Genomic DNA, 22,998 nt, shown 5'->3' with positions numbered 1-22,998 from the left:
TTCTCGGCTTAGGAGCCTGCCGCCGCTTTCGTTTTGGGCAGCGCCCCGGCGTTGCGTTCGGCCTCGCGTTCCAGCGCGACCTTGATCATCGCGACGATCGGGTCGGCGAGGAACAGGCCCATGATGCCGAGCAGCGCGCCGAACAATATCTGTGCGCCGAGGACGAGGGCGGGCGCGAGGTCGACCGTCTGCTTCGCGACCATCGGCACGATCAGATAGCCATCGACCGTCTGGACGATGAAATAGATGGCGATCGCCCACAGGCCGGTGTCGGTGCCCGCCGAAAAACCGACGAGAACGAGCAGCACCCCGGACACGATCGCCCCGATATTGGGAATGAAGGCGAGCAGCCCGGTGAGGAGGCCCATCAGCGCCGCCATCGGAATGCCGACCATCAGACAGGCGAGCCAGGTTCCGATTCCTTCGACCAGCATGCCGAGCAGGCGCCCCGCCATCAGCCGCCGCAGCGTGAAGCCCATGCGCGCGGTGGTGATATAGAAATTCTCGCGGCTCTTCATCGGCAGCATCCACGCGACGCCGCGTTCGTATAGTCGCGGTTCGATCGCGATGAAGATGCCGAGAACGAGGACCATGACGAGGCTGGTCAGCGCGCCGAGCACCGTACCGACCGCCGCCGTGACCCGGCCGAAGGTGCCGGCCAGATTGTCGGTGATCGTCTTTGTGTCGAGTTGCAAATTGCCCATGCCATGCTCGCTCGCCCAAGCGGCGATGCGCTCGACCTGTCCCATCACCACGGTCTGGAGCGTTGCGGCCTGATCGGCGATCTGCGAGCCCGCGAACATCATCGTCCAGACAAGGAAGACGACGAGCGACAGGCAGACGATCAGCAACCGCCAGCCGCGAGCGATCGGCAGGACGCGGCCTAGCAGGCGGGTGCCGCCGTCGAGCATCGACGCCATGACGATGCCGGCAAAGATCAGCAGGATCGGCTGGATCAGGATGACGCAGACGCCGACGAACAGCGCAAGGCCGATCCAGACGCTTGCCTTCAAAAGCTCGCTACGAACGAGTTGGCTGCGGATCTCGGTCGGGCCGGGGGCGTTGGCGGTCGCCTTGGCGCGGGCCTGCGCGCGCTCTTTCCGCTCAACCATGTCCCGCGCTCCTACTTTGTCTTGGCGTCACGCTCCGGCCGTAGATCGGTTCCCGCGCGTCCCGATCGCAGCGCCTGGAACCAGCTCAGCGGATTAAACCATTTTGCCGTGCCGTCGGTCGAAAAGCTGATGATTTCGGCGCGGCCGGCGATGGCGTCGAACGGGACCGGGCCGCCCAGCCCCTTGCGGTCGGTCGACACGCGGCTGTCGGCGCTGCCGTCCCGGTTGTCGCCCATCAGGAAGACATGGTCCGCGGGCACCGTGATCGGTCCATAATCATCGGTCGTATAACCCGGACCCATGTCGATCGTGTCGAAGGTCGCGCCGCCGGGCAGCGTTTCGCGAACGATCGGCAGTTCGAGGACCGTTCGCCCGTCGGCGCCGCGGGTGATGAAACGGAACAGGCTGCTGTCGGGGCCGGGCGTGTTGGCGTCGGCCGGGATCGACAGCATCGGCTGGACTTCGCGCTTCACCGCTTTGCCGTTGATGCTGAGTTCGCCGTTCCTGAGTTCGATCGTATCGCCGGGCAGGCCGATCACGCGCTTGATATAGTCGATCCGCGTCACCGGATGCTCGAGCACCACGATGTCGCCGCGTTCGGGCAGCTTGCCGAACAACCGGCCTTCGATCTTGGGCGCGAGGTGGAAGCTGACCGACGAATAGGACCAGCCATAGGGATATTTGCTGACGATCAGCCGGTCGCCGTTGCGCAGCACCGGCATCATCGAATCGGACGGGATATAGAAAGGCTTGGCAACGCAGCTATGGATGCCGAGCACGAGCAGAAGAATGACCACGATATCGCGGATCAGCTTGCCCCAGCTTCCGTCATCCTTGTTCGCCTGCTTCGCCATAACCCGGTCAGTCCCTGATTGCTTCGATAATGACGAAGGCCTGCGCCCAAGGATGGTCGTCGGTCAGCGTCAGATGGATATGCGCGGTGTGGCCGGCGGGGATCATTTGCGCCAGCCGTTCGGCCGCGCCGCCGGTCAGCGCGAGCGTCGGCGCGCCCGAGGGAGCGTTGACGACGCCGATATCTTTCATGAACACGCCGCGCTTGAAGCCGGTGCCGACCGCTTTCGAAAAAGCCTCCTTGGCGGCGAAGCGCTTTGCGTAGGTTCCCGCGCGGGTGAAAGGGCGACGCGCCGCCTTGGCGCGCTCGACGTCGGTAAAGACGCGCTTTTCGAAGCGTTCGCCGAAACGGTCGAGCGAATTCTGGATGCGCTCGATATTGCAGAGGTCGGAGCCGAGACCGATGATCACACCGCGCCTCGCGCCTCGTCCATCAGGTCGCGCATCCGCCGGACCGCGGTGTCGAGCCCGGTGAAGATCGCTTCGCCGATCAGATAATGGCCGATGTTGAGTTCGGCGAGCTGGGGGATCGCGGCGACCGGAATGACATTGTCATAGGTAAGGCCGTGCCCGGCGTGCGGTTCGATGCCGTTTTTCCATGCGAGCGCGGCGGCGTCGGCGAGGCGGCGCAGCTCGGCGGCGCGCTCTTCGCCCTCGCAATGGGCGTAGCGGCCGGTGTGGAATTCGACGACGGGTGCCTTGAGTCGCATCGCCGCCTCGATCTGGCGCGGATCGGGTTCGATGAACAGGCTGACGCGGATACCGGCGTCATTGAGGCGGCCGACGATCGGCGCGAGGTGGTTGTGCTGTCCCGCGGCGTCGAGCCCGCCTTCGGTCGTACGCTCCTCGCGCTTTTCGGGGACGATGCACGCGGCATGCGGCATGTGGCGCAGCGCGATCTCGAGCATCTCGTCGGTTGCCGCCATCTCGAGATTGAGCGGCAGGTCGGTCGCCGCCTGAATGCGGGCAAGGTCGTCGTCGCGGATATGACGCCGGTCCTCGCGCAGATGCGCGGTGATACCGTCGCCGCCGACCGCCGCGACGATCTCGGCGGCGCGCACCGGGTCGGGATGCTCGCCGCCGCGCGCGTTGCGGATCGTCGCGACATGGTCGATGTTGACGCCGAGCCGCAGGCGGGAAGGGGCGTTGCCGGTCAAGCTGCGACGCTCCGGCTGCCGGGCTTGATCGCCGGGGTGGCCGCGAGTTCGGGCGGCAGTTCGTCGGCGGCATAGGTCGGGAAGTTGATCGCGACGAGCGGATAGAAGGGCACGCCGAGGTCGATGTTGCTGCCGGCCGAGCGGTCGACGAGCGCGGCCTCGGCGATCACGTCGCCGCCGGCGGCGCGCACGGCGTCCATCGCTTCGCGCGACGACAGGCCGGTCGTCACGACGTCCTCGACCATCAGCACCTTGGCGCCCGGTTCGATCGCGAAGCCGCGGCGCAGTTCGAAGGTTCCCGTCGGACGCTCGACGAAGAGCGCCGGCTTGCCGAGCGCCCGGCCCATTTCATGTCCGATGATGACGCCGCCCATCGCCGGCGAAACAACGATGTCGATCGCCTGACGAAGGTCGCGCGGCAGCTTGGCGGCGAGGGCGCTCGCGAGCCGGCCGGCGCGCTCTGTGTCCATCAGCACGCGCGCGCACTGCAGATAATATTCGCTGTGGCGGCCGGAGGAGAGAAGGAAATGGCCCTGCAGCAGGGCGTCGGCGGCGCGGAATTCGGCCAGGATTTCATCGTCGGTCATCGGGAGATCGGTCTTTTGTTGCTGTCGTCGTCCATGGTGGACGGCGGGGTTTGGGCGGCCGGGATTTGCCTGCCGTAAAATAGTGTTAGAGATGCTTGAGGCAAGCGGCAAGCGGGTCTATAGCGCCCGCGAGATTCAGCCCGCCGGACGGCGGCCGCGACGCATGTCCGCGGTCGGCGAAGGCGGGAATGAAGCATCAGAATAACAACAAGCAACGGGCGGCACTATCCTTATGAAGAGCTTGAAAACCCTTGTAATCGCGGCGGCTTTGTCGCTCGGCGCCGTGGGCGCCGGCCATGCGCAGGCGCCGGCGGCGGCTCCTGCCGAAGCACCCGCCGCGACGACGGCTGCGAATCCGGCACCGGCAGCGCCTGACTCGGCGGCTCCGGTTGCTGCGCCGGCTGCAAAGGATGCCGCCGTTCCTGCGGGCGATGCGACTTACGTCCCGATGAAGCCGACCCCCGGTGTTGGCCAGCCGGTCGATGCGGGCATCAACTTCCAGCCGCAGGTCACTCCGATCGGCGAGCAGGCCTATTGGTTCAACCACTATATCCTGTTGCCGGTGATTACGGTCATCACGCTGCTTGTTCTGGGCTTGCTGCTCTGGGTCATCGCTCGCTACCGCGCCAAGGCGAACCCGGTGCCGTCGAAGACGACGCACAACACCTTCATCGAAATCATCTGGACCGCGATCCCCGTGCTGATCCTCGCCGTGATCGCGGTGCCGTCGATCCGCCTGCTTGCGGCGCAATATGAACCGCCGAAGAAGGACGCGCTGACGATCAAGGTCACCGGCTATCAATGGTATTGGGGCTATGCCTATCCCGATCAGGGCATTGGCGAATATGTCTCGAAGATCCTGACCGAAGATCAGGCGAAGGCCGCCGGCGAGCCCTATCACCTCGCCGTCGATAACCGCATGGTCGTTCCCGTCGGCCGTCAGGTGAAGCTGATCATCACCGGCGCCGACGTGATCCACAGCTTCGCGGTTCCCGCCTTCTGGACCAAGATGGACGCGGTTCCCGGCCGCGCCAACGAAACGACCTTCACCCCGACCAAGGTCGGTGTCTATTACGGCCAGTGTTCGGAACTGTGCGGCGTCGATCACGGCTATATGCCGATCGCGGTCGAAGTCCTGCCGGTCGACAAGTGGGAAGCGTGGGTCCGCTCGAAGGGCGGTAACCCGGCCGGTCCCGAGGCCGCGGCGCCTGCCGCTGCGGCGCCGGCTCCTGCCGCAACGCCTGCGGCTGCGCCCGCTCCCGCGCCGGCCACGCCGGCTGCCACCACGACCGAAGCAGCGCCGGCTGCGGCTCCCGCCGCTGTCCCGGCCGCCAAGAAATAATCCAAGGGGTCCGACAGATGACCGATATCGCAGCGACTGCACCCGCGCACGGCCACGACCATGCGCATGACGACCATGATCACGACACCCCGGGCTTCTTTGTCCGCTGGTTCATGTCGACGAACCACAAGGACATCGGCACCCTCTACCTGATCTTCGCGATCATCGCCGGCATCGTCGGCGGTGGTCTGTCGGGGCTGATGCGCCTTGAACTCGCGCACCCCGGCATCCAGTATCTGGGGACCTGGGCGCAGGCGATGGGCGGCGCGCAGGACCTGACGGCGGCAAAGCATTTCTGGAACGTGATGATCACGGCGCACGGCCTGATCATGGTGTTCTTCATGGTCATGCCCGCGATGATCGGCGGTTTCGGCAACTGGTTCGTGCCGCTGATGATCGGCGCGCCCGACATGGCCTTCCCGCGCATGAACAACGTGTCCTTCTGGCTGACGGCGGTCGCGTTCGTCATGCTGTGCGGTTCGTTGTTCGTCCCGGGCGGTAGCGGCAATGGTGCCGGGACGGGCTGGACGGTCTATGCTCCGCTGTCGACCAGCGGCTCGGTCGGGCCTGCGGTCGACATGGCGATCTTCTCGCTCCATCTTGCGGGTGCGGCGTCGATCCTCGGTGCGATCAACTTCATCACCACCATCTTCAACATGCGCGCGCCGGGTATGACCCTGCACAAGATGCCGCTGTTCGTGTGGTCGGTGCTGGTCACCGCCTTCCTGCTGCTGCTCGCGCTGCCGGTTCTCGCTGCGGCGATCACCATGCTGCTGACCGACCGCAACTTCGGCACCACCTTCTACGACGCCACGGGCGGCGGCGATCCGGTGCTTTACCAGCATCTCTTCTGGTTCTTCGGCCACCCCGAAGTGTACATCATGATTCTGCCGGGCTTCGGCATTGTCAGCCAGATCATCTCGACCTTCAGCCGCAAGCCGGTGTTCGGTTATCTCGGCATGGCGTACGCCATGGTCGCGATCGGCGTCGTCGGCTTCATCGTGTGGGCGCACCACATGTTCACCGTCGGTATGAGCGTGAACCTGAAGATGTACTTCACCGCAGCGACGATGGTCATCGCGGTCCCGACGGGCATCAAGATCTTCAGCTGGATTGCCACGATGTGGGGCGGTTCGCTCAGCTTCAAGACCCCGATGGTCTGGTCGCTCGGCTTCATCTTCATGTTCACCGTGGGCGGCGTCACCGGCGTCGTTCTCGCCAACGGCGGCGTCGACACCAACCTGCACGACACCTATTATGTCGTCGCGCACTTCCACTATGTGCTGTCGCTGGGCGCGGTCTTCTCGCTCTTCGCCGGCTTCTATTACTGGTTCCCGAAGATGTCGGGCCGGATGTACAGCGAAGCGCTTGGCCAACTGCACTTCTGGATCTTCTTCATCGGCGTCAACGTCATGTTCTTCCCCCAGCACTTCCTGGGTCAGCAGGGCATGCCGCGCCGTTACCCCGACTATGCGGAAGCCTATGCCCATTGGCACCTGATCTCGTCCTATGGATATGTGATCATGGGCGTCGGGATGATCTTCTTCTTCGTGAACATCATCTACTCGCTGTTCGCCGGCAAGAAGGCCGCCGACAATCCGTGGGGCGAAGGCGCGACGACGCTCGAATGGACGCTGTCGAGCCCGCCGCCGTTCCACCAGTTCAACGAACTGCCCCGGATCGCGTAAGACTATCGCCTGATCGGTTTCGCCCCCTGCTGACTTCGGCAGGGGGCGTCGCCCCTTCGGGCCGGAGTAAACATGGCGCAGAGCCTGACCCATGGCGAAACGGCGCTTCCCGCCGACTGGCGCGACCTGTTCGCGCTGACCAAGCCGCGCGTCATGTCGCTGGTGGTGTTCACCGCGCTGTGCGGGCTGCTCGCGGCGCCGGGCAGCGTCCATCCCGTCCTCGCTTTCTCTTCGATCCTCGCGATCGCGCTGGGGGCAGGGGCGTCGGGCGCGCTCAACCAATGGTATGAAGCCGGCCTCGACGCGAAGATGAAGCGCACCGCAGGGCGGCCGCTTCCCGCGGGTCGGCTCAACCCGCAGACCGCGTTGCAGTTCGGCGTCGGCCTTGCTGCCTTTTCGCTGTTCCTGATGCTGTTCGCGTCGAACTGGCAGGCGACGCTCCTGCTCGCCGGCTCGATCCTGTTCTACGTCTTCATCTACACGATGTGGCTGAAGCCGCGGACGCCGCAGAATATTGTCATCGGCGGTGCTGCCGGGGCGTTTCCGCCGCTGATCGGCTGGGTGGCCGCGACGGGCAGCATCGCGCCGCTGCCAGTGCTGCTGTTCATGCTCATCTTCCTGTGGACGCCGCCGCATTTCTGGGCGCTCGCGCTGTTCGTGCGGTCGGACTATGCCGCCGCGGGTATTCCGATGATGCCGGTCGTCGCCGGGGAAAAGTCGACGCGGCGCCAGATCCTCTTCTATGCGCTGATCATGGCGGTCGCCGCGATCGCGCCCTGGCCGCTCGGCTACACCGGCGCGCTCTATGGCTGGACCGCGACCCTGCTGTCGGCGCTGTTCGTGCTGCTGTCGATCCAGGTCGGCACACGCGTTTCGCGCGAGGGCGATCCGATGCAGCCCGAAAAGCGGCTTTTCGCTTATTCGATCGCCTATCTTTTCATTCTCTTCGGCGCCGTCGTCGCCGACCATTGGTGGACATTATGACCGAAGAGCCGACGCAAGAACCGTTCGACGAGGCAGAATATCGCCGCCGCCAGCGCAGCCGCGCCAATCTGATGGGCTGGCTGCTCGGCGGGCTGGCCTTCCTCTTTTTCTTCATCACGATCGCGCGGATGGTGGGCCCCAAATGAAGACGATGTCGCGAAATGCCAAGACTGGCAGTCTTGCCGCCCTGCTCGCCGTGGCGATGGTCGGGCTCGGCTTCGCGGCGGTGCCGCTCTATAATCTGTTTTGCCGCGTGACCGGCTTCGGCGGCACGACGCAGCGCTACGATCCGGTCGCCGCCGCCGAAACGCCGAAGATTCTCAGCGACACCATCTCGGTTCGCTTCGACGCCAATGTCTCGCCGAAGCTGCCGTGGAAATTCTATCCCGAACATCCGACCGATACGGTCAGCATCGGCGCGCGCGACATGGCCATCTTCATCGCCGAGAATCAATCGGCGCATCCGGTCGTCGGGACCGCGAGCTTCAATGTCACCCCCGATCAGGCAGGCAAATATTTCACCAAGATCCAGTGTTTCTGCTTCACCCAGCAACGGCTGGAACCGGGGCAGCAGATGCGTATGCCGGTGCTGTTTTTCGTCGATCCCAAGATCATGGACGACCCCGACGCGCGCGACATTCAGGAAATCACCCTCAGCTACACCTTCCACCCTGTAGACGAGGACAAAAACGCGAGCTAAGGCCGCGATCGACAGAGTCTTTCAAGACCGGCGGGCGATGGGGAATCGCGATGCTGGGGCTGCAAAAACGGGAAATATGCAATGTCCGGTGCAAAACATCATGACTATCACCTCGTAAATCCCAGCGTCTGGCCGCTGATCGGTTCGGTCGCGGCTCTGGTGATGTTCTTCGGGCTCGTGATGGCGATGCACGCCGATTATTTCGGCGGCGCCGGCAAATGGGTGCTCGGCCTCGGCTTCATGGGCGTGATCGCGACCTTCTTCAGCTGGTGGTCGGACGTCATCAACGAAGCGCATGCCGGCGATCATACCCCGGTCGTCCAGCTCCACCTGCGCTACGGCATGATCCTGTTCATCGCGTCCGAAGTGATGTTCTTCGTCGGCTGGTTCTGGGCATGGTTCGATTTCTCGCTCTTCCCGGTGCCCGTCGAACTCGTCGACGGTGCGGTGACCTCGCTGTTCGGGCAGGACGGCGCCGCCGCCGCGACCATGTGGCCGCCGAAGGGCATCCACGTCATCGACGCTTTCTCGCTGCCGCTGCTCAACACGCTGATCCTGCTCTGCTCGGGTACGACGATCACTTGGGCGCACCATTCGCTGATCCACGGCGACCGCGAAGGGCTGAAGAAGGGCCTCTGGGCGACGATCATCCTGGGCGCGGTCTTCAGCTGCATTCAGGCCTATGAATATGCCGAAGCACCGTTCCCCTTCGGCACGATCAACTACACCTCGGCCTTTTTCATGGCGACGGGTTTCCACGGCTTCCACGTCCTCGTCGGCACGATCTTCCTGATCGTCTGCCTCGTTCGCACCTACAAGGGCCACTTCACCCCGCAGCAGCACTTCGGTTTCGAAGCGGCGGCCTGGTACTGGCACTTCGTCGATGTGGTGTGGCTGTTCCTCTTCATCATCGTCTATGTCTGGGGCGGCTGGGGCGCACCTGTCGCCGCGCACTGAGTTGGCCGACGCCGGTTCAAATCAAAAGGGGCAGCCGCCGGTCTGGCGTGCTGCCCTTTTTGGTCTCTGCCCCGAATGCGGCGCGCCGTCGCTGTTCGAGGGACCGGTGAAGTTCCGCGAGCGCTGCCCGGCGTGCGGGCTCGACTATGGCGCCTATAATGTCGGCGACGGGCCCGCGGCGTTCCTGACCCTGATCATCGGCGCGTTGCTGATTGCGGCTGCGCTGACGCTCGATTCCCTGGTCCGGCCGCCGCTTTGGGTGCATATCGTGCTCTGGGTGCCGCTCACCGCCGCGGCGGTGGTTTACGGTCTCAGGGTCGGCAAAGGCGCGCTGCTGGCGAGCGAGCATCAGCGCAAGGCAGCGGAAGGGCGCCGCATGGATGAACCGCATGACTGACGAGACGCCGCAGGCCGGGCCGGGCTGGCCGCTGATCCCGACGATTCTGGTGCTCGCCGCCGTCGCGGTGATGATCGCGCTCGGCGTGTGGCAGTTGCAGCGCAAGGGCGAGAAGGAAGCGCTGATCGCGCTCTATCAGCGCAACATGGCGATGTCGTCGCTGGTCACCTATCCCGAACTGCCGCCGGTCGAGGACAGGTTTCTGTATCGCAAGAGCAGCGTCGTCTGCCTCGAGCCGGTACGCTGGGACCCGCGCAGCGGCACCGACCGCGCCGGCAAGGCGGGGATCCGGATGGTCGCCGATTGCCGCACTGGCGCCGAAGGGCCGGGCGTGCTGGTCGATATCGGCATCGGCGATGATTTCGCGCCGCCGAAATGGACCGGCGGCATCGTGCAGGGAACGATCGTCCCGGGCCCCGAGCAGCCGACGCTGATCGCGCGGATGACGGGCAAGGCGACGCCGGCACGCGCGATGCTCGTCGCCGATGCGCCTGCCGCCGGACTGCGCGCGAGCGCGGTGCCTTCGGCGGCCGACACACCGAACAATCATCTTGCCTATGCCGGGCAATGGTTCCTGTTCGCGATCGCGGCGCTGGTCATCTATATCTTGGCGGTCCGTCGCCGCTTGCGGCCTTGATCTCGTCCCATCGCCTTTCTCGTCACCCCGGACTTGATCCGGGGTCCCGCTCGGCGACGGTGAAAAGCGGGACCCCGGATCAAGTCCGGGGTGACCAAGAAGTGGAAATCATGCCGCTGCTTTCGATCAACCCACAACCCATGTTCCATTTCGCTTGAAACCGCTCTAGGCGCATCGGCGTCATGGAATATATCAGCACCCGCGGCTCTGCGCCGACCCTCGACTTTCGTGCCGCGACGCTCGCGGGGCTTGCCGGCGACGGCGGGCTTTATGTGCCGGCACGCTGGCCGCAAATGTCGATCGACGAGATTCGCGCCCTTGCCGGGCTCGACTATGTCGAAACCGCGGTGCGCGTCATGCGCCCCTTTGTCGAGGGCGTGCTGACCGAGGACGAATTGCGCGAGCTGTGCAAGGCTGCCTACGGCCGCTTCGGGCATGATGCGGTGACGCCGCTGGTCCAGCTCGATCATCGCCACTGGCTGCTCGAACTGTTTCACGGCCCGACGCTGGCGTTCAAGGATGTCGCGCTGCAATTGCTCGGCCAGTTGTTCGAGAAGTTCCTTGCGGGCGGCGACACTGACATCACGATCGTCGGCGCGACCTCGGGCGATACCGGATCGGCGGCGATCGAAGCGGTGGCAGGGCGCGAGCATATCCGCATCTTCATGCTCCATCCCGAAGGTCGGGTCAGCGACGTCCAACGCCGCCAGATGACGACGGTGCTGGCGCCGAACGTCCATAATATCGCGATCGACGGCAGCTTCGACGATGCGCAGGCGATGGTGAAGCGGCTGTTCGGCGACGAGGAAGCGCGTGGGCAGATCACGCTGTCGGCCGTGAACAGCATCAACTGGGCGCGGCTGATGGCGCAGGTCGTCTATTATTTCTACGCTGCGGTGCGGCTCGGCGGGCCCGACCGGCCGGTGGCGTTCAGCGTCCCGACGGGCAATTTCGGCGATATCTTCGCGGGCTATGTCGCGGCGCAGATGGGGTTGCCCATCGCACGGCTGGTTGTCGCGACCAACGTCAACGACATCCTCCACCGCGCGCTGACCAGCGGCGACTATAGCGCCGGCACGGTCACCCCGACCGCGACGCCGAGCATGGACATCCAGGTCAGCAGCAATTTCGAACGATTGCTGTTCGACCTTTCAGGCCGCGATGGCGCCGCGATCAACGGCATGATGGGCGATTTCGACCGCAACCGTGCGATGACCATTCCCGCCGACATGCTCGCGGGATCGCGCGGGCTGTTTTCGAGCGCCCGGATCGACGGCGACGCGATGACGCTCGCGCTGCGCTGGGCGCAGGAGCATGGCGGTCAGATCATCGATCCGCACAGCGCGGTCGGGCTGGCAGCCGCGCGCGGGCTCGACATCGATCCGGCGATTCCCGTGGTCACGCTCGCGACCGCGCACCCGGCGAAGTTCCGCGACGCGGTCGAGCGCGCGACCGGCGTTCGTCCGCCGCTCCCGGCGCGGCTCGGCAATCTCTTCGACCGCGAAGAGCGCTATACGAAGCTGCCCGGCGACTATGACGCGGTGAAGGCTCATATTCTCGCCGAGGCGGCGCGTGGCTGAGCTTGCGCCCCTGCGCACCCTCGTCGGGGAGGCTTGGGACGATTACGGGCTGATCGACAGCGGCGGCGGGCGCAAATTGGAGCGATACGGACGCTATCGCTTCATCCGCCCCGAACCGCAGGCGATGTGGCAGCCCGCGCTGCCGGCCAGCGAATGGGATGCCGCCGATGGCGAGTTCATTCCGGCGTCGGACGACGATGGCGGCGGCCGCTGGTATTACGGCAAGCCCGTACCGGCGGAAGGTTGGCCGCTCGGCTGGCGCGAAACGCGGTTCACCGCGTCGTGCACGCCGTTCCGCCACCTCGGTTTCTTTCCAGACATGGCGCCGGTGTGGGACTGGCTGCGCGAAAGGCTTGCGGACAAACCCGATCCGGCCTTCCTCAACTTGTTCGGCTATACCGGGGTCGGCAGCCAGGCGCTGGCCGCAGTCGGCGCGTCGGTGACCCACGTCGATGCGTCGAAGAAATCGGTGGCGCAGGCGCGCGAGAATGCGGCGCTGGCGGACATGGCCGACAAGCCGGTGCGCTGGATCGTCGACGACGCCGGCAAATTCACCGCGCGCGAGGTGCGGCGCGAACGCCGGTACGACGCGATCCTGCTCGATCCGCCGAAGTTCGGCCGCGGTCCGGGCGGCGAACGCTGGCAGATCGAGGAGGGGCTGGCGCCGCTGCTAGCCGACTGCCGCCGGTTGCTCGACGCCGACAGCCGCGCGCTGTTCCTGACTGTCTATGCCGTGCGCATGTCGGCGCTGGCGATCGGCGAATTGCTGGCGCAATTGTTCGCCGATCTGCCCGGGACGATCGAATGCGGCGAACTCGCGGTGCGGGAGGAGGCGAGGGGGCTGTTGCTGCCTACGGCGATTTTCGCGCGCTGGAGTCGCTGACGCTTACTGTCAGCAAGATTATGTTGCATACGTTTGCTGCATCAAATGCGCAGCAAAATGTCCGGAAACCGACTGTCGATGCGTTGACAATGATAACGTTCCCATTTAGATAACGTTCACATAACGGTATGCCGCCACGAAAAGAGCGGTCGATGTGGGAGGAAAAGGGATGCGGGCGTCTCAGCAACAGTGGTTTGCCAAATTTCTGGCCGGGAGTTCCGCGCTGGCCCTGATGGGCATGGCGCAGGCGGCAATGGCGCAGGAAGCTCCCGTCGACGGCGAAGCAGGCGGCGACGAGATCGTCGTCACCGGCATCCGCGCCAGCCTCGAGGCGTCGGCGAACATCAAGCGCGAAGCGCAGGGGGTCGTCGATGCGATCTCCGCCGAAGATATCGGCAAATTCCCCGACACCAACCTCGCCGAATCGCTCCAGCGCATCACGGGCGTGTCGATCGACCGCTCGAACGGCGAAGGATCGCTGGTGACGGTGCGCGGCTTCGGCCCCGAGTTCAACCTCGTGACGCTGAACGGCCGGCAGATGCCGACCGCGCTGATCGGCGATGGCGGCAGCGCGCCGTCGTCGCGCTCGTTCGACTTCGCCAATCTGGCGTCCGAAGGCATTGCCGCAGTAGAAGTCTACAAGAGCGGCCGCGCGACGAACGAGTCGGGCGGCATCGGTTCGACCATCAACATCCGCACCCCGCGCCCGCTCGACAAGCCCGGCACGCACGGCAGCCTCGCGGTCAAGGGGGTCTATGATTCATCGCGCAATGAGGGCAATCCGGTAACGCCCGAGATTTCGGGTATCGTCAGTTCGACCTTCGCCGACGACCGGATCGGCATCATGATCGCGGGATCGTACCAGAAGCGCAAGGCGAGCGTGAACACCGCCAATGTCGGCTGGCGCGACGGCTATCTGGGCAACGAAAACAATTGGGGGTCGCTGGCCAACCCGACGCGCATCGTCAATGGGGTGGAAGTTCCCGATCCGCGTTACGACAATATCACCAACCGTCCGGGGCCGACCGACGTCTATCAGGTGCCGCAGAACGCCTCTTACGACCTCAATGACATCAATCGCGAGCGGATCAACGGGCAGGCTGTCCTGCAATTCCGTCCGACCGACGATCTGACCGCGACGATCGACTATGTCTATTCGCGCAACACCGTCGAAACGCGGAACAGCAATGTCGGCGTCTGGTTCAATCACGAGGATACGTCGAGCGCGTGGACCGACGGTCCGATCGCCGGCCCGCTCTTCTATTCGGAAATCTTCGGCCCGCCGTCGGGGACGCCGGGGCCGAACGCGCTCTATGGCGGCAAGGATCTTTCGTACAGCGGCGCGCTGACCGAGAATCGCGGCGAAAACAAGTCGCTGGGCACCAACCTGAAATGGGACGCGCCGGGCGGCGTGACGATCGAGCTCGATGCGCATCATTCGGTCTCGACGGTGAAGCCGGTCAACCGCTTCGGTTCGAGCATGTCGCTGGGCAACGCCGTGTTCGGGGTTCGGGGGCAAGGGATCAATTTCGAAAATGATCTCCCGGTGATTTCGTACGAAATGTATCCGGGGATCGACCCGCTCGACGTCTCGTTGATCACCCCCACCGGCAACGCCTTCCGCAACGCCTATTTCCGCAACCGGATCAATCAGGTGCAGTTCCGCGGCCATTACGACCATGATGCGGGCTTCCTCGACAGCATCGATTTCGGGGTCTCCTATATCGACAGCAAGGTGCGTTCGGCCTTCGGTACGATCCAGAACGACGACACCTGGGGCGGCGCGGGACCGGCGTCGGACATTCCCGACGATATTTTCAAGCTGGTGACGGTGCCCGACAAGTTCCCGGGATTGGCGCAGCCGGGAATGATCGAGAGCTTCTACACTTTCGATTTCGAGCGGATGGCCGACCTTGTCGAGCAGAATTACCAGACGTGCAGCAACCCGCTGACCGGTGCCGCACAGCCGGGCACCTGCCTTGCCGTGTTCAACACCGACCGCCGCATCACCGAACGCACGATCGCACCCTATCTGCAGGTCGCTACCGAATTCGACCTGTTCCAGAATCCGGCGCATTTCGTCGCGGGCATCCGCTACGAAACGACCGATATTCTGTCGGCGGCGCTGGTTCCTGCGCCCGCAACCACCGACTGGGTCGGCGAGAACGAGTTCAACGTCGTATTCTCGGGCGAAAGTGAATTCACCCGCTTCAAGGGATCGTACGACAACTGGCTGCCGGCATTCGACCTCGACGTTTCGCCGATGGAGAATGTCAAGCTGCGCGCCTCGTACAGCCACACCATCACCCGTCCCGACTATGCCAATATGCAGGGCGGACGGACGCTCGATACGCTGTTCCGCGTCGGCGGCGGCACCGGCGCGCAAGGCAACCCGGGTCTCGTCCCATACAAGTCGAAGAACATCGATCTGTCGGCCGAATGGTATTATGCGCCCGACAGCTATGTGTCGGTGGGTTATTTCCACAAGGATGTCAGCAATTTCATCTCGACCACCCGCGTCGACACCAACGCCTTCGGATTGACCACACCGGTCAACGGACCCCGGTGGCAGGCGGCCATTGCGGCATTGGGGACCGGTGCGACCGTCGGCGACATCCGGCAATATATCTTCGAGAATTTCCCCGACTCGGTAACGATCACCGGCGGTGGCGGTAACACGCCCTTTACCGGGGTCATCCACGCCGCAGCCGGCGATCCGCTGGTCAATTTCGAGGTGACCCAGCCGGTCAACAGCGATCAGACCGCGTCGCTCAACGGCTGGGAGTTCGCGCTCCAGCACAGCTTCTGGGATACCGGCTTCGGCGTGATCCTGAACTATACGATCGTCAACGGCAGCGCGACCTATGACAATACGCAGCCGTCGTCGGTGACGCAGTTCGCGCTAACCGGTCTCAGTGACAGTGCCAACGCCGTCCTCTATTACGACAAGGGGCCGATCCAGGCGCGCGTCGCATGGAACTGGCGCGACAAGTTCCTCTCGCAGACGGGCGCCAACCCGACCTATATAGAGGAATATTGGCAGATCGACGCCAGCGCGAGTTACGAGTTCATGCCCGGCCTGACGGCGTTCGTCGAGGCGATCAACCTGACCGGGGAAAGCCGGCGCGGACACCTTCGGCACACGAACAACGTGACCTTCGCATCGCCCGGCTTTGCCCGCTATGCGGCCGGGGTGAGGTTCAGCTTCTAGGACGGGCATTTGTCAGCCAGTCCCCCTGGTGAGAGAGCCGCGCCCGCGCCGGGTGCGGCTCTTTTGCGTGACGCGGGGCCAACGCGGGCCTAGGATCGGGTGCAATGAACGATTTGGTGGAGAGGGTTGTCATCGTCGGCGGCGGCACCGCCGGCTGGCTGGCGGCATCGCTGATCGCAAACTCCCGCCGTGCGAAAGCGGCGCCGCTGTCGATCACGCTGGTCGAGGCGCCCGACGTGCCCATCGTCGGCGTCGGCGAAGGCACCTGGCCGACGATGCGGACGACGCTGGCGACTATCGGCCTCGACGAGAGCGAGTTTCTTGCCGCGTGCGACGGGGCGTTCAAGCAGGCGTCGCGCTTCGACGGCTGGGTCGATGGTTCGGCGGGCGACAGCTACCTTCATCCCTTCACCACGCCGCCGGCGCTGCCGACCGGCGAGTTGCTTGCCGCCTGGCAGGCGTCGGCGCCCGACCAGCCCTTTGCCGCGGCGATGAGCGCGCAGGCGGCAGTCTGCAATCTCCACCTCGCGCCGCGCCAGCGCTCGATGCCCGACTATCAGGGCGCGACCAACTATGCCTATCATTTCGCGACCGAGAAATTCGGCGCGTTGCTCGCGCAGCATGCGAAGCAGAGCCCGCTGATCACCCATATCCTCGACCATGTGACGGGCGTCCGGCATAGCGACAGCGGCGACATCGCGGCGCTGACGACGCGCAGCGGCCGCGAGATCGCGGGCGACCTGTTCATCGATTGCAGCGGCTTCAAGGGACTGCTGATCGGCGATGCATTGGGGGTCGACTGGATCGATCGCAGCGACCACGCCTTCAACGACCGCGCCATCGCGTCGCAGGTGCCGGTGCCGCCCGGCAGCCCCATCGCCTCGCAAACGATCGCGACCGCGCACGAAGCGGGATGGATCTGGGACATCGGACTGCCGTCGCGGCGCGGCATCGGCTGCGTCTATTCCAGCCGCTTCATCGATGACGAACGCGCCGAGGCGATCCTGCGCGACTATATCGCCCGCGAATTGCCCGGCGCGGTGCCGGAAACGAAGGCATTCGGCGTCCCGTTCAAGCATATCAGCTTCCAGACCGGGCACCGCGCGCGTTTCTGGGAAAGAAACTGCCTGTCGATCGGGCTGGCGGCAGGGTTCATCGAGCCGCTCGAAGCCTCGGCAATCGTGCTCATCGAACTGTCGCTGCGCGCTCTGACCGACAATTTTCCCGCCGACCGCGCCGCGATGGATATCCACGCCGGACGTTTCAACACATTGTTCCGCTATCGCTGGGACCGCATCGTCGAATTCCTGAAGCTCCATTATGTGCTCAGCCGCCGCGAGGAGCCCTATTGGCGCGCGCATCGCGACCCGGCGCATATCCCGCCGCATCTGGCGGAAATGCTCGAACTGTGGCGCGGCCAGCCGCCATCGGCGTGGGACTTTCCCTACGTTGACGAGATTTTCTCGGCACAGAGCCATCAATATATCCTCTATGGCATGGGCTTCCCGGCGCCGGCCGGCTGGCCCGCGAGCGACCGTGCGCTGGCGGCGCTGGCCGAGATGCGGCAACGTGCGCGTACGCTCGCGGCCGGACTGCCGACCAACCGTCTTTATCTCGATGCGCTGGCGGACGACCGCGCCGCGGCCGAACAGAAAGAAGCTGCTGAATGACCAGTCACGCCGTCCTCGACAGCAACAGCCACCGCGAATTGCGCGTGCGCGCCAATGCCGGGGCGGAACTGGGCGACGGGGTGATGGCGACACTGACCGTGCCGAGCGAGTTTCGCAGCGTACAGGGCCATTTCCCGATCCTGTTCCGGCGCGAGACGGGGCGCGACGATTTTACCGCGCTGGCGCTGTTCGGCTTCGAACCTGCCGAAAATCTCTTCCTCGACGGCGCCCGCTGGGACGCGCGCTATCGCCCCTGGTCGCTGGCGATCCAGCCCTTCCTGATCGGGCGCCCGGCAAGCGGCGAGGGGCCGGGGCAAGTGCATATCGACCTCGATCACCCGCGCGTCGCGACCGGCGGAGAAGGTGTGCGGCTGTTCGATGCCGAGGGCGGTCCGACGCCCTATCTCGAGGATATTGCCGAACGGATGGGCGATCTCGACGACGGTTACCGGGCCAGCGGCGCATTTTTCGCTGCGCTGCGCGAGCACGACCTGCTCGAACCGTTCAGCCTCGAGGTGACGCTCGACGACGGGTCGCTCCATTCGCTCGTCGGCTTTCACATCATCGACGAGACGAAGCTGCAGGCGCTCGACACCGGCGCGCTGGCGTGCCTGCATGCCGACGGGCATCTGATGCCGATCTTCATGGCGCTCGCATCGCTGTCACAGCTCTCGGCGCTGGTGGCGCGGAAAAACCGCAGGATCGCCGGTGGCTGAACGCGATAGCGCCATTTACGCGCGGCTTGCGCCGGTGCCTGAGCGCGCATGGAATAAGGGGGCGGGGCTCGACGCGTTGCTGGAAGGCGCGCGCGAGCCCTTTGTCCTGCGCGGACTGGTCGGCGACTGGCCACTGGTCGCGGCGGGAAAAGACGGGGCACGCGCGGCGCGCCGGTACCTGCTCGATCATGCCCGCGACCGCGCGTTCAAGGTCTCGATCGGCCCGCCGGGGCACGACGGACGCCTGTTTTACGATGCCGCGATGGAAATGAATTTCCGCGTCGGAACGGGCAAGCTCGGGGATATCTTCGCCGGGCTCGACAAGGCCGAGGACCTCGGCGACATCCGCACCGTCTATCTGGCTTCGATCGATATCCCGTCGCATTTCGACGGGCTCGACGAGGCAAATCCTGTCGACCTTGGCGCGCGCGATCCACTGAAAAGCATCTGGATCGGAACGCGGACAAGGATCGCGGCGCACAACGACTTCCCCGACAATCTTGCTTGCTGCACAGTCGGCCGCCGCCGCTTCACGCTGTTCCCGCCGCACCAGTTTCCGAACCTTTATCTGGGACCGATCGACAATACGCCCGCCGGACGGGTGGTCAGCATGGTCGATTTCGATGCGCCCGACCTTGCCGCGCATCCGCGCTTCGTCGACGCCATGGCCGAAGCGCGGACGGTCGAACTGGAACCCGGCGACGCGATCTTCATCCCGTCGATGTGGTGGCACCATGTCGAGGGGCTCGAAGATTTCAATGTGCTGGTCAATTACTGGTGGCGGCGCAGCCCGGCCTGGCTCGGTCAGCCGCAGGATGCGCTGCACCACGCGGTCCTCGCGATCCGCGACCTGCCTGACGCCGACAAGGCGATCTGGCGCGCGATGTTCGACCATTATGTCTTCGACAATGGCGCGCATGTGACCGACCATATTCCCGAACCGGCCCGCGGCATATTGGCCCCGCTCACTCATGAGAGTGCGGGGCGGCTGCGGGCCTTCCTGTTAAGGATGCTCAGCCGATGAATGAAGACAAACCCGTCCGCCGTGTCGTGATCGCGGGCGGCGGCACCGCCGGCTGGATGATGGCGGCGGCGATCGCGCGCACGATGGGTCCGACCGTCGACCTGACATTGGTCGAGTCCGAAGCGATCGGGACGATCGGGGTGGGTGAATCGACGATCCCGCCGCTGGTCAATTTCAACCGCATCCTCGGCATTCCCGAGCCCGAATTCATGCGAGCGGCGCAGGCGACGTTCAAGCTCGGCATCCTGTTCGACAACTGGAAGCACGACGGCCACAGTTATTTCCACAGCTTCGGCCTGTCGGGGAAGGACCATTGGTCGGCGGGGTTCCAGCATTTCTGGTTGCACGGCAAGGCGCGCGGGCACGCGCAATCCTATGACGATTATTGCCTCGAACTGGTCGCGGGGCTGCAGGGCAAGTTTGCGCATCTGCCCGAAGAGCGGATGAATTATGCCTATCATGTCGATGCGACGCTTTATGGCCGCTTCCTCCGCAAGCTGGCCGAGGCGGATGGCGCACGGCGCGTCGAGGGCAAGGTCGCGCGCGTCGAGCTCGACGGAGAGAGCGGCGACATTGCGGCGTTGTTACTCGACGGCGACCGCCGGATCGAGGGCGACATGTTCGTCGACTGCACCGGCTTTCGCGGCCTGCTGATCGACGGCGCGCTGCACGCGGGGTTCGAGGATTGGGGGCACTGGCTGCCGAACGACAGCGCGATTGCGGTCCAGTCCGACCATCTCGGCCCGCCGATGCCCTATACCCAGGCGATCGCGCACGATGCGGGGTGGCAATGGCGCATCCCGCTGCAGCACCGGATGGGCGCGGGCATCGTCTATTCGAGCGGCTATCTGTCGCGCGACGCCGCTTATGAGCGGCTGATGTCGAGCGTCGGGACGCCGCGGATCGAGCCCTTCGACATCAAGTTCAGGGGCGGGGTGCGGCGCAAGCAGTGGTTCCGCAACTGCGTTGCCGTCGGGCTGGCCGGCGGTTTCGTCGAGCCGCTTGAGGCGACCACGGTCCACCTGATCCAGCGCGCGGTGCTGCGCTTTATCCGCATGATGCCGAACGGCCGGGTCAGCGAGCGCGACGCTGCCGAGTTCAACGACCAGCAGCGTCTGGACATCGAACAGATCCGCGACTTCGTGATCCTGCATTACAAGGCGACCAACCGCCGCGACAGCCCGTTCTGGCGCCATGTCGCGAACATGCCGATCCCCGCCTCGCTCGAGCAGAAGATCGAGCTGTTCCGCGAGACCGGCCGCGTTTTCCGCAAGAATGAGGAATTGTTCGCCGAGAATAGCTGGGTGCAGGTGATGATGGGGCAGGGGATCGAACCGCAAAGCTATCACCCGATCGCCGAGAAATTGCGCGACGACGAACTCGACCGGCTGCTGCGGATGCTCCGCGACAATGTGACGAGCACCGTTGCGACGCTGCCCGAACACCACGCCTATGTCGCGCGCTATTGCGGGGCCGAGGCTCCAGCGACGGCATGACCGCTGCTGCTGCGATCCTTTTGCTGGCGAGCGGCGCCGCGGCCGGATCGGCCGGGGATGGCTGGCGGCTGATGTGGTCGGACGAGTTCGACGGCCCGGCCATCGACCGGAGCAAATGGGATTTCGATGTCGATTGCTGGGGCGGCGGTAATGACGAACGGCAATGCTACACTGACAAGGCCGCCAACGCCGCGATCGAAGACGGCCGGCTGGTCATCACGGCGCGGCGGGAACGGACGACGGGCCCGGCTTTCCCCCTGTCGCAGCGCGACGATGCCGCAAAGGCGAAAGCGACCGCGACGAAGGACTATAGCTCCGCGCGCCTTGTCACGCGCGGCCGGGCGGCATGGACCTATGGCAAGATCGAGGTGCGCGCGAAATTGCCGCAGGGGCAGGGGACCTGGCCGGCGAGCTGGATGTTGCCCGAAAGGCCCGTCTATGGATCGTGGGCCGCGTCGGGCGAGATCGACATATTGGAGGCGGTGAACCTTGGCGTCCGCTGCGAAAGCTGCGCCGGCGGAATCGAGAACCGCATCCTCGGCACGCTGCATTTCGGCGGCGCGTGGCCGGACAACAAGCATAAGGGCGACGAAACGGCGCTGCCCGCACCGCTCGACGGATTTCATGTCTTCGGCATCGTTTGGGAAAAGGGAAAGATCGTCTGGACGGTCGATGGCCAGCCCTATGCCACGCGCGTCGCGAGCGAATGGTCGACGAGCGGGGCTGACGATCCGGCGGCGCCGTTCGACCGGCCCTTTCACCTGATTCTGAACCTCGCCATCGGCGGCGGGCTCGCCGAAGGACGCGGAGTGAAGGGCGTTGATGAAAGCGGATATCCCAAAATTATGGAAATAGACTGGGTTCGCGTCTGGCAATGTGGTGACGATGCCATTAGCGATTGCAGCGCAATCAGCCACCGGGGAAGATGATGGGGCGGCGACGTCAATCGGTTACGATCAAGCATGTGGCTGCCGACGCGGGCGTGTCCCTGCAGACGGTGAGCCGCGTCATCAACAACGAACCCAATGTGCGCCCCGAGATGAAGGAGCGCGTGCAGGCGTCGATCGACAAGCTCGGCTATGTCCCATCGATCGCCGCGCAGCGGATGAGCGGTTCGCGGTCCTATCTGATCCTTGCGATCAACGACCGCGAACGGACGATCGCCGACTGGCGCGGGCGGCAGGGGGTCGACTGGGTCGACCAGATGCTGCTCGGCGGGATGCTGAAATGCGCCGAGCTCGGTTACCGGATGATCTTCGAACTCGTGGACACGCACAGCGATCATGTCGAACGCGAGTTGCGCGCGACGATCGCGGCGCTCCAGCCCGACGGTGTGATCCTGACCCCGCCGCACTCCGACAATGTGCTGATCGTCAATCTGCTCCATCATCAGAAAATCCCCTTCGCACGTATCGGGTCGCATGGCGGCGAGGCGGGCATCGCGCTGACGATGGATGACGAAGGGTCGGCAGAACTCGCGACGCGGCATTTGATCGACCTGGGGCACAGGCGCATCGGCTTTATCGCCGGATCGTCGGAATATAATCTGAGCGGGTGGCGGGTCGACGGCTGGCGGGCGGCGATGGCCGAAGCCGGGGTGGCCACCGATGGCCTGCTTGCGGAGGGCGATTTCGGTTTTGCTTCGGGCGAAGCGGCGGCAGCACAATTGCTCGACGGTGCCGACCGCCCGACCGCGATCATCGCGAGCAACGACCAGATGGCGCTCGCGACGCTCGAAACGGCGCGATCGCGCGGTTTGGATGTGCCGCGCGACCTGTCGATCGTCAGTTTCGACAATACCCCGATCGTGCGCTTCACGCAGCCGCCGTTGACCGCGGTCGACCAGCCGGTCGCCGATACCGTCTCGCGCGCGGTCGAACTGATCATCGCGGCGCAGCGCGGCGGACCGCGTCCCGACACTCCGACGGTGGTCAAGGGCAGCCTCGTCCAGCGCGGATCGACGGCTGCCCCGCCAGCGGATCGCAATGGCTGAGGAGGGCGCTCC

The 22,998-nt window shown here is 64.9% G+C and carries 22 protein-coding genes; 17 read left to right on the top strand and 5 right to left on the bottom strand.

The features are described 5' to 3' along the window. Positions 1-8: 8 nt before the first annotated feature. The 5 genes from V6U71_RS11790 to pyrE are packed head-to-tail and all read right to left on the bottom strand — an operon-like array spanning position 9 to position 3,708. Positions 9-1,112, bottom strand: coding sequence for an AI-2E family transporter (locus V6U71_RS11790; RefSeq protein WP_411338652.1), 1,104 nt, complete (start codon positions 1,110-1,112; stop codon positions 9-11). A gap of 11 nt (positions 1,113-1,123) precedes the next feature. After that, positions 1,124-1,966 carry a signal peptidase I gene (gene lepB / locus V6U71_RS11785; RefSeq protein WP_411338651.1) on the bottom strand — a complete coding sequence of 281 codons (843 nt, stop codon included), beginning with the start codon at positions 1,964-1,966 and terminating at the stop codon, positions 1,124-1,126. Positions 1,967-1,973: 7 nt separating this feature from the next. After that, positions 1,974-2,375 carry a holo-ACP synthase gene (acpS, locus tag V6U71_RS11780; protein WP_411338650.1) on the bottom strand — a complete coding sequence of 134 codons (402 nt, stop codon included), beginning with the start codon at positions 2,373-2,375 and terminating at the stop codon, positions 1,974-1,976. Further along, positions 2,372-3,121: a pyridoxine 5'-phosphate synthase gene (locus tag V6U71_RS11775; RefSeq protein ID WP_411338649.1), complete on the bottom strand. Its 750-nt coding sequence runs from the start codon at positions 3,119-3,121 to the stop codon at positions 2,372-2,374. The genes acpS and V6U71_RS11775 overlap by 4 nt, the downstream gene beginning before the upstream one ends. After that, positions 3,118-3,708, bottom strand: a complete 591-nt coding sequence (pyrE, locus tag V6U71_RS11770) for an orotate phosphoribosyltransferase (RefSeq protein ID WP_411338648.1) — start codon at positions 3,706-3,708, stop codon at positions 3,118-3,120. Before pyrE ends, V6U71_RS11775 begins: the two co-directional genes overlap by 4 nt. 232 nt (positions 3,709-3,940) lie before the next feature. Between pyrE and coxB the strand changes: the two genes are divergently transcribed. From coxB to V6U71_RS11685, 17 genes are all read left to right on the top strand, one after another. Continuing rightward, positions 3,941-5,050, top strand: a complete 1,110-nt coding sequence (gene coxB, locus V6U71_RS11765) for a cytochrome c oxidase subunit II (protein WP_411338647.1) — start codon at positions 3,941-3,943, stop codon at positions 5,048-5,050. Between the two features lie 17 nt (positions 5,051-5,067). After that, a complete protein-coding gene (gene ctaD / locus V6U71_RS11760) occupies positions 5,068-6,738 on the top strand; it encodes a cytochrome c oxidase subunit I (RefSeq protein ID WP_054729337.1) in 1,671 nt (556 codons plus the stop codon). Between the two features lie 72 nt (positions 6,739-6,810). Continuing rightward, positions 6,811-7,722 (top strand): heme o synthase, encoded by a 912-nt coding sequence (locus V6U71_RS11755; RefSeq protein ID WP_411338646.1) that lies wholly within the window; start codon positions 6,811-6,813, stop codon positions 7,720-7,722. Beyond that, entirely contained in the window at positions 7,719-7,868 is a 150-nt protein-coding gene (locus V6U71_RS11750; RefSeq protein WP_167346282.1) for a hypothetical protein, read from the top strand. The genes V6U71_RS11755 and V6U71_RS11750 overlap by 4 nt, the downstream gene beginning before the upstream one ends. Further along, entirely contained in the window at positions 7,865-8,422 is a 558-nt protein-coding gene (locus V6U71_RS11745) for a cytochrome c oxidase assembly protein (protein WP_054729331.1), read from the top strand. Before V6U71_RS11750 ends, V6U71_RS11745 begins: the two co-directional genes overlap by 4 nt. Before the next feature lie 81 nt (positions 8,423-8,503). Further along, positions 8,504-9,379 (top strand): cytochrome c oxidase subunit 3, encoded by an 876-nt coding sequence (locus tag V6U71_RS11740; RefSeq protein WP_054588118.1) that lies wholly within the window; start codon positions 8,504-8,506, stop codon positions 9,377-9,379. Continuing rightward, positions 9,339-9,776: a DUF983 domain-containing protein gene (locus V6U71_RS11735; RefSeq protein ID WP_411338645.1), complete on the top strand. Its 438-nt coding sequence runs from the start codon at positions 9,339-9,341 to the stop codon at positions 9,774-9,776. The genes V6U71_RS11740 and V6U71_RS11735 overlap by 41 nt, the downstream gene beginning before the upstream one ends. After that, positions 9,769-10,413, top strand: coding sequence for an SURF1 family protein (locus tag V6U71_RS11730; RefSeq protein WP_411338644.1), 645 nt, complete (start codon positions 9,769-9,771; stop codon positions 10,411-10,413). The genes V6U71_RS11735 and V6U71_RS11730 overlap by 8 nt, the downstream gene beginning before the upstream one ends. Positions 10,414-10,595: 182 nt before the next feature. Beyond that, positions 10,596-11,993 carry a threonine synthase gene (gene thrC / locus V6U71_RS11725; RefSeq protein ID WP_411338643.1) on the top strand — a complete coding sequence of 466 codons (1,398 nt, stop codon included), beginning with the start codon at positions 10,596-10,598 and terminating at the stop codon, positions 11,991-11,993. Further along, complete coding sequence (locus tag V6U71_RS11720; RefSeq protein WP_411338642.1) at positions 11,986-12,876, top strand: class I SAM-dependent methyltransferase; 891 nt, start codon at positions 11,986-11,988, stop codon at positions 12,874-12,876. The genes thrC and V6U71_RS11720 overlap by 8 nt, the downstream gene beginning before the upstream one ends. 169 nt (positions 12,877-13,045) lie before the next feature. Beyond that, the gene (locus V6U71_RS11715; RefSeq protein WP_411338641.1) at positions 13,046-16,087 is read left to right on the top strand and encodes a TonB-dependent receptor; all 3,042 of its coding nucleotides are present in this window, start codon (positions 13,046-13,048) and stop codon (positions 16,085-16,087) included. Between the two features lie 104 nt (positions 16,088-16,191). Further along, positions 16,192-17,757, top strand: coding sequence for a tryptophan halogenase family protein (locus tag V6U71_RS11710; protein WP_411338640.1), 1,566 nt, complete (start codon positions 16,192-16,194; stop codon positions 17,755-17,757). Continuing rightward, positions 17,754-18,473, top strand: a complete 720-nt coding sequence (locus tag V6U71_RS11705; RefSeq protein WP_411338639.1) for a SapC family protein — start codon at positions 17,754-17,756, stop codon at positions 18,471-18,473. The genes V6U71_RS11710 and V6U71_RS11705 overlap by 4 nt, the downstream gene beginning before the upstream one ends. Further along, positions 18,466-19,497 carry a cupin-like domain-containing protein gene (locus V6U71_RS11700; protein WP_411338638.1) on the top strand — a complete coding sequence of 344 codons (1,032 nt, stop codon included), beginning with the start codon at positions 18,466-18,468 and terminating at the stop codon, positions 19,495-19,497. Before V6U71_RS11705 ends, V6U71_RS11700 begins: the two co-directional genes overlap by 8 nt. Beyond that, on the top strand, positions 19,494-20,993 hold the full coding sequence (locus V6U71_RS11695) for a tryptophan halogenase family protein (protein WP_411338637.1): 1,500 nt from the start codon (positions 19,494-19,496) through the stop codon (positions 20,991-20,993). The genes V6U71_RS11700 and V6U71_RS11695 overlap by 4 nt, the downstream gene beginning before the upstream one ends. After that, complete coding sequence (locus tag V6U71_RS11690) at positions 20,990-21,922, top strand: glycoside hydrolase family 16 protein (RefSeq protein WP_411338636.1); 933 nt, start codon at positions 20,990-20,992, stop codon at positions 21,920-21,922. Before V6U71_RS11695 ends, V6U71_RS11690 begins: the two co-directional genes overlap by 4 nt. Next, entirely contained in the window at positions 21,922-22,986 is a 1,065-nt protein-coding gene (locus tag V6U71_RS11685) for a LacI family DNA-binding transcriptional regulator (protein ID WP_411338635.1), read from the top strand. Before V6U71_RS11690 ends, V6U71_RS11685 begins: the two co-directional genes overlap by 1 nt. Positions 22,987-22,998: the final 12 nt, after the last annotated feature.

It is taken from the genome of Sphingopyxis sp. J-6, assembly GCF_046603995.1.
In the GTDB taxonomy this organism is placed as follows: domain Bacteria; phylum Pseudomonadota; class Alphaproteobacteria; order Sphingomonadales; family Sphingomonadaceae; genus Sphingopyxis.
This window is presented reverse-complemented; position numbering and strand designations above follow the sequence as displayed.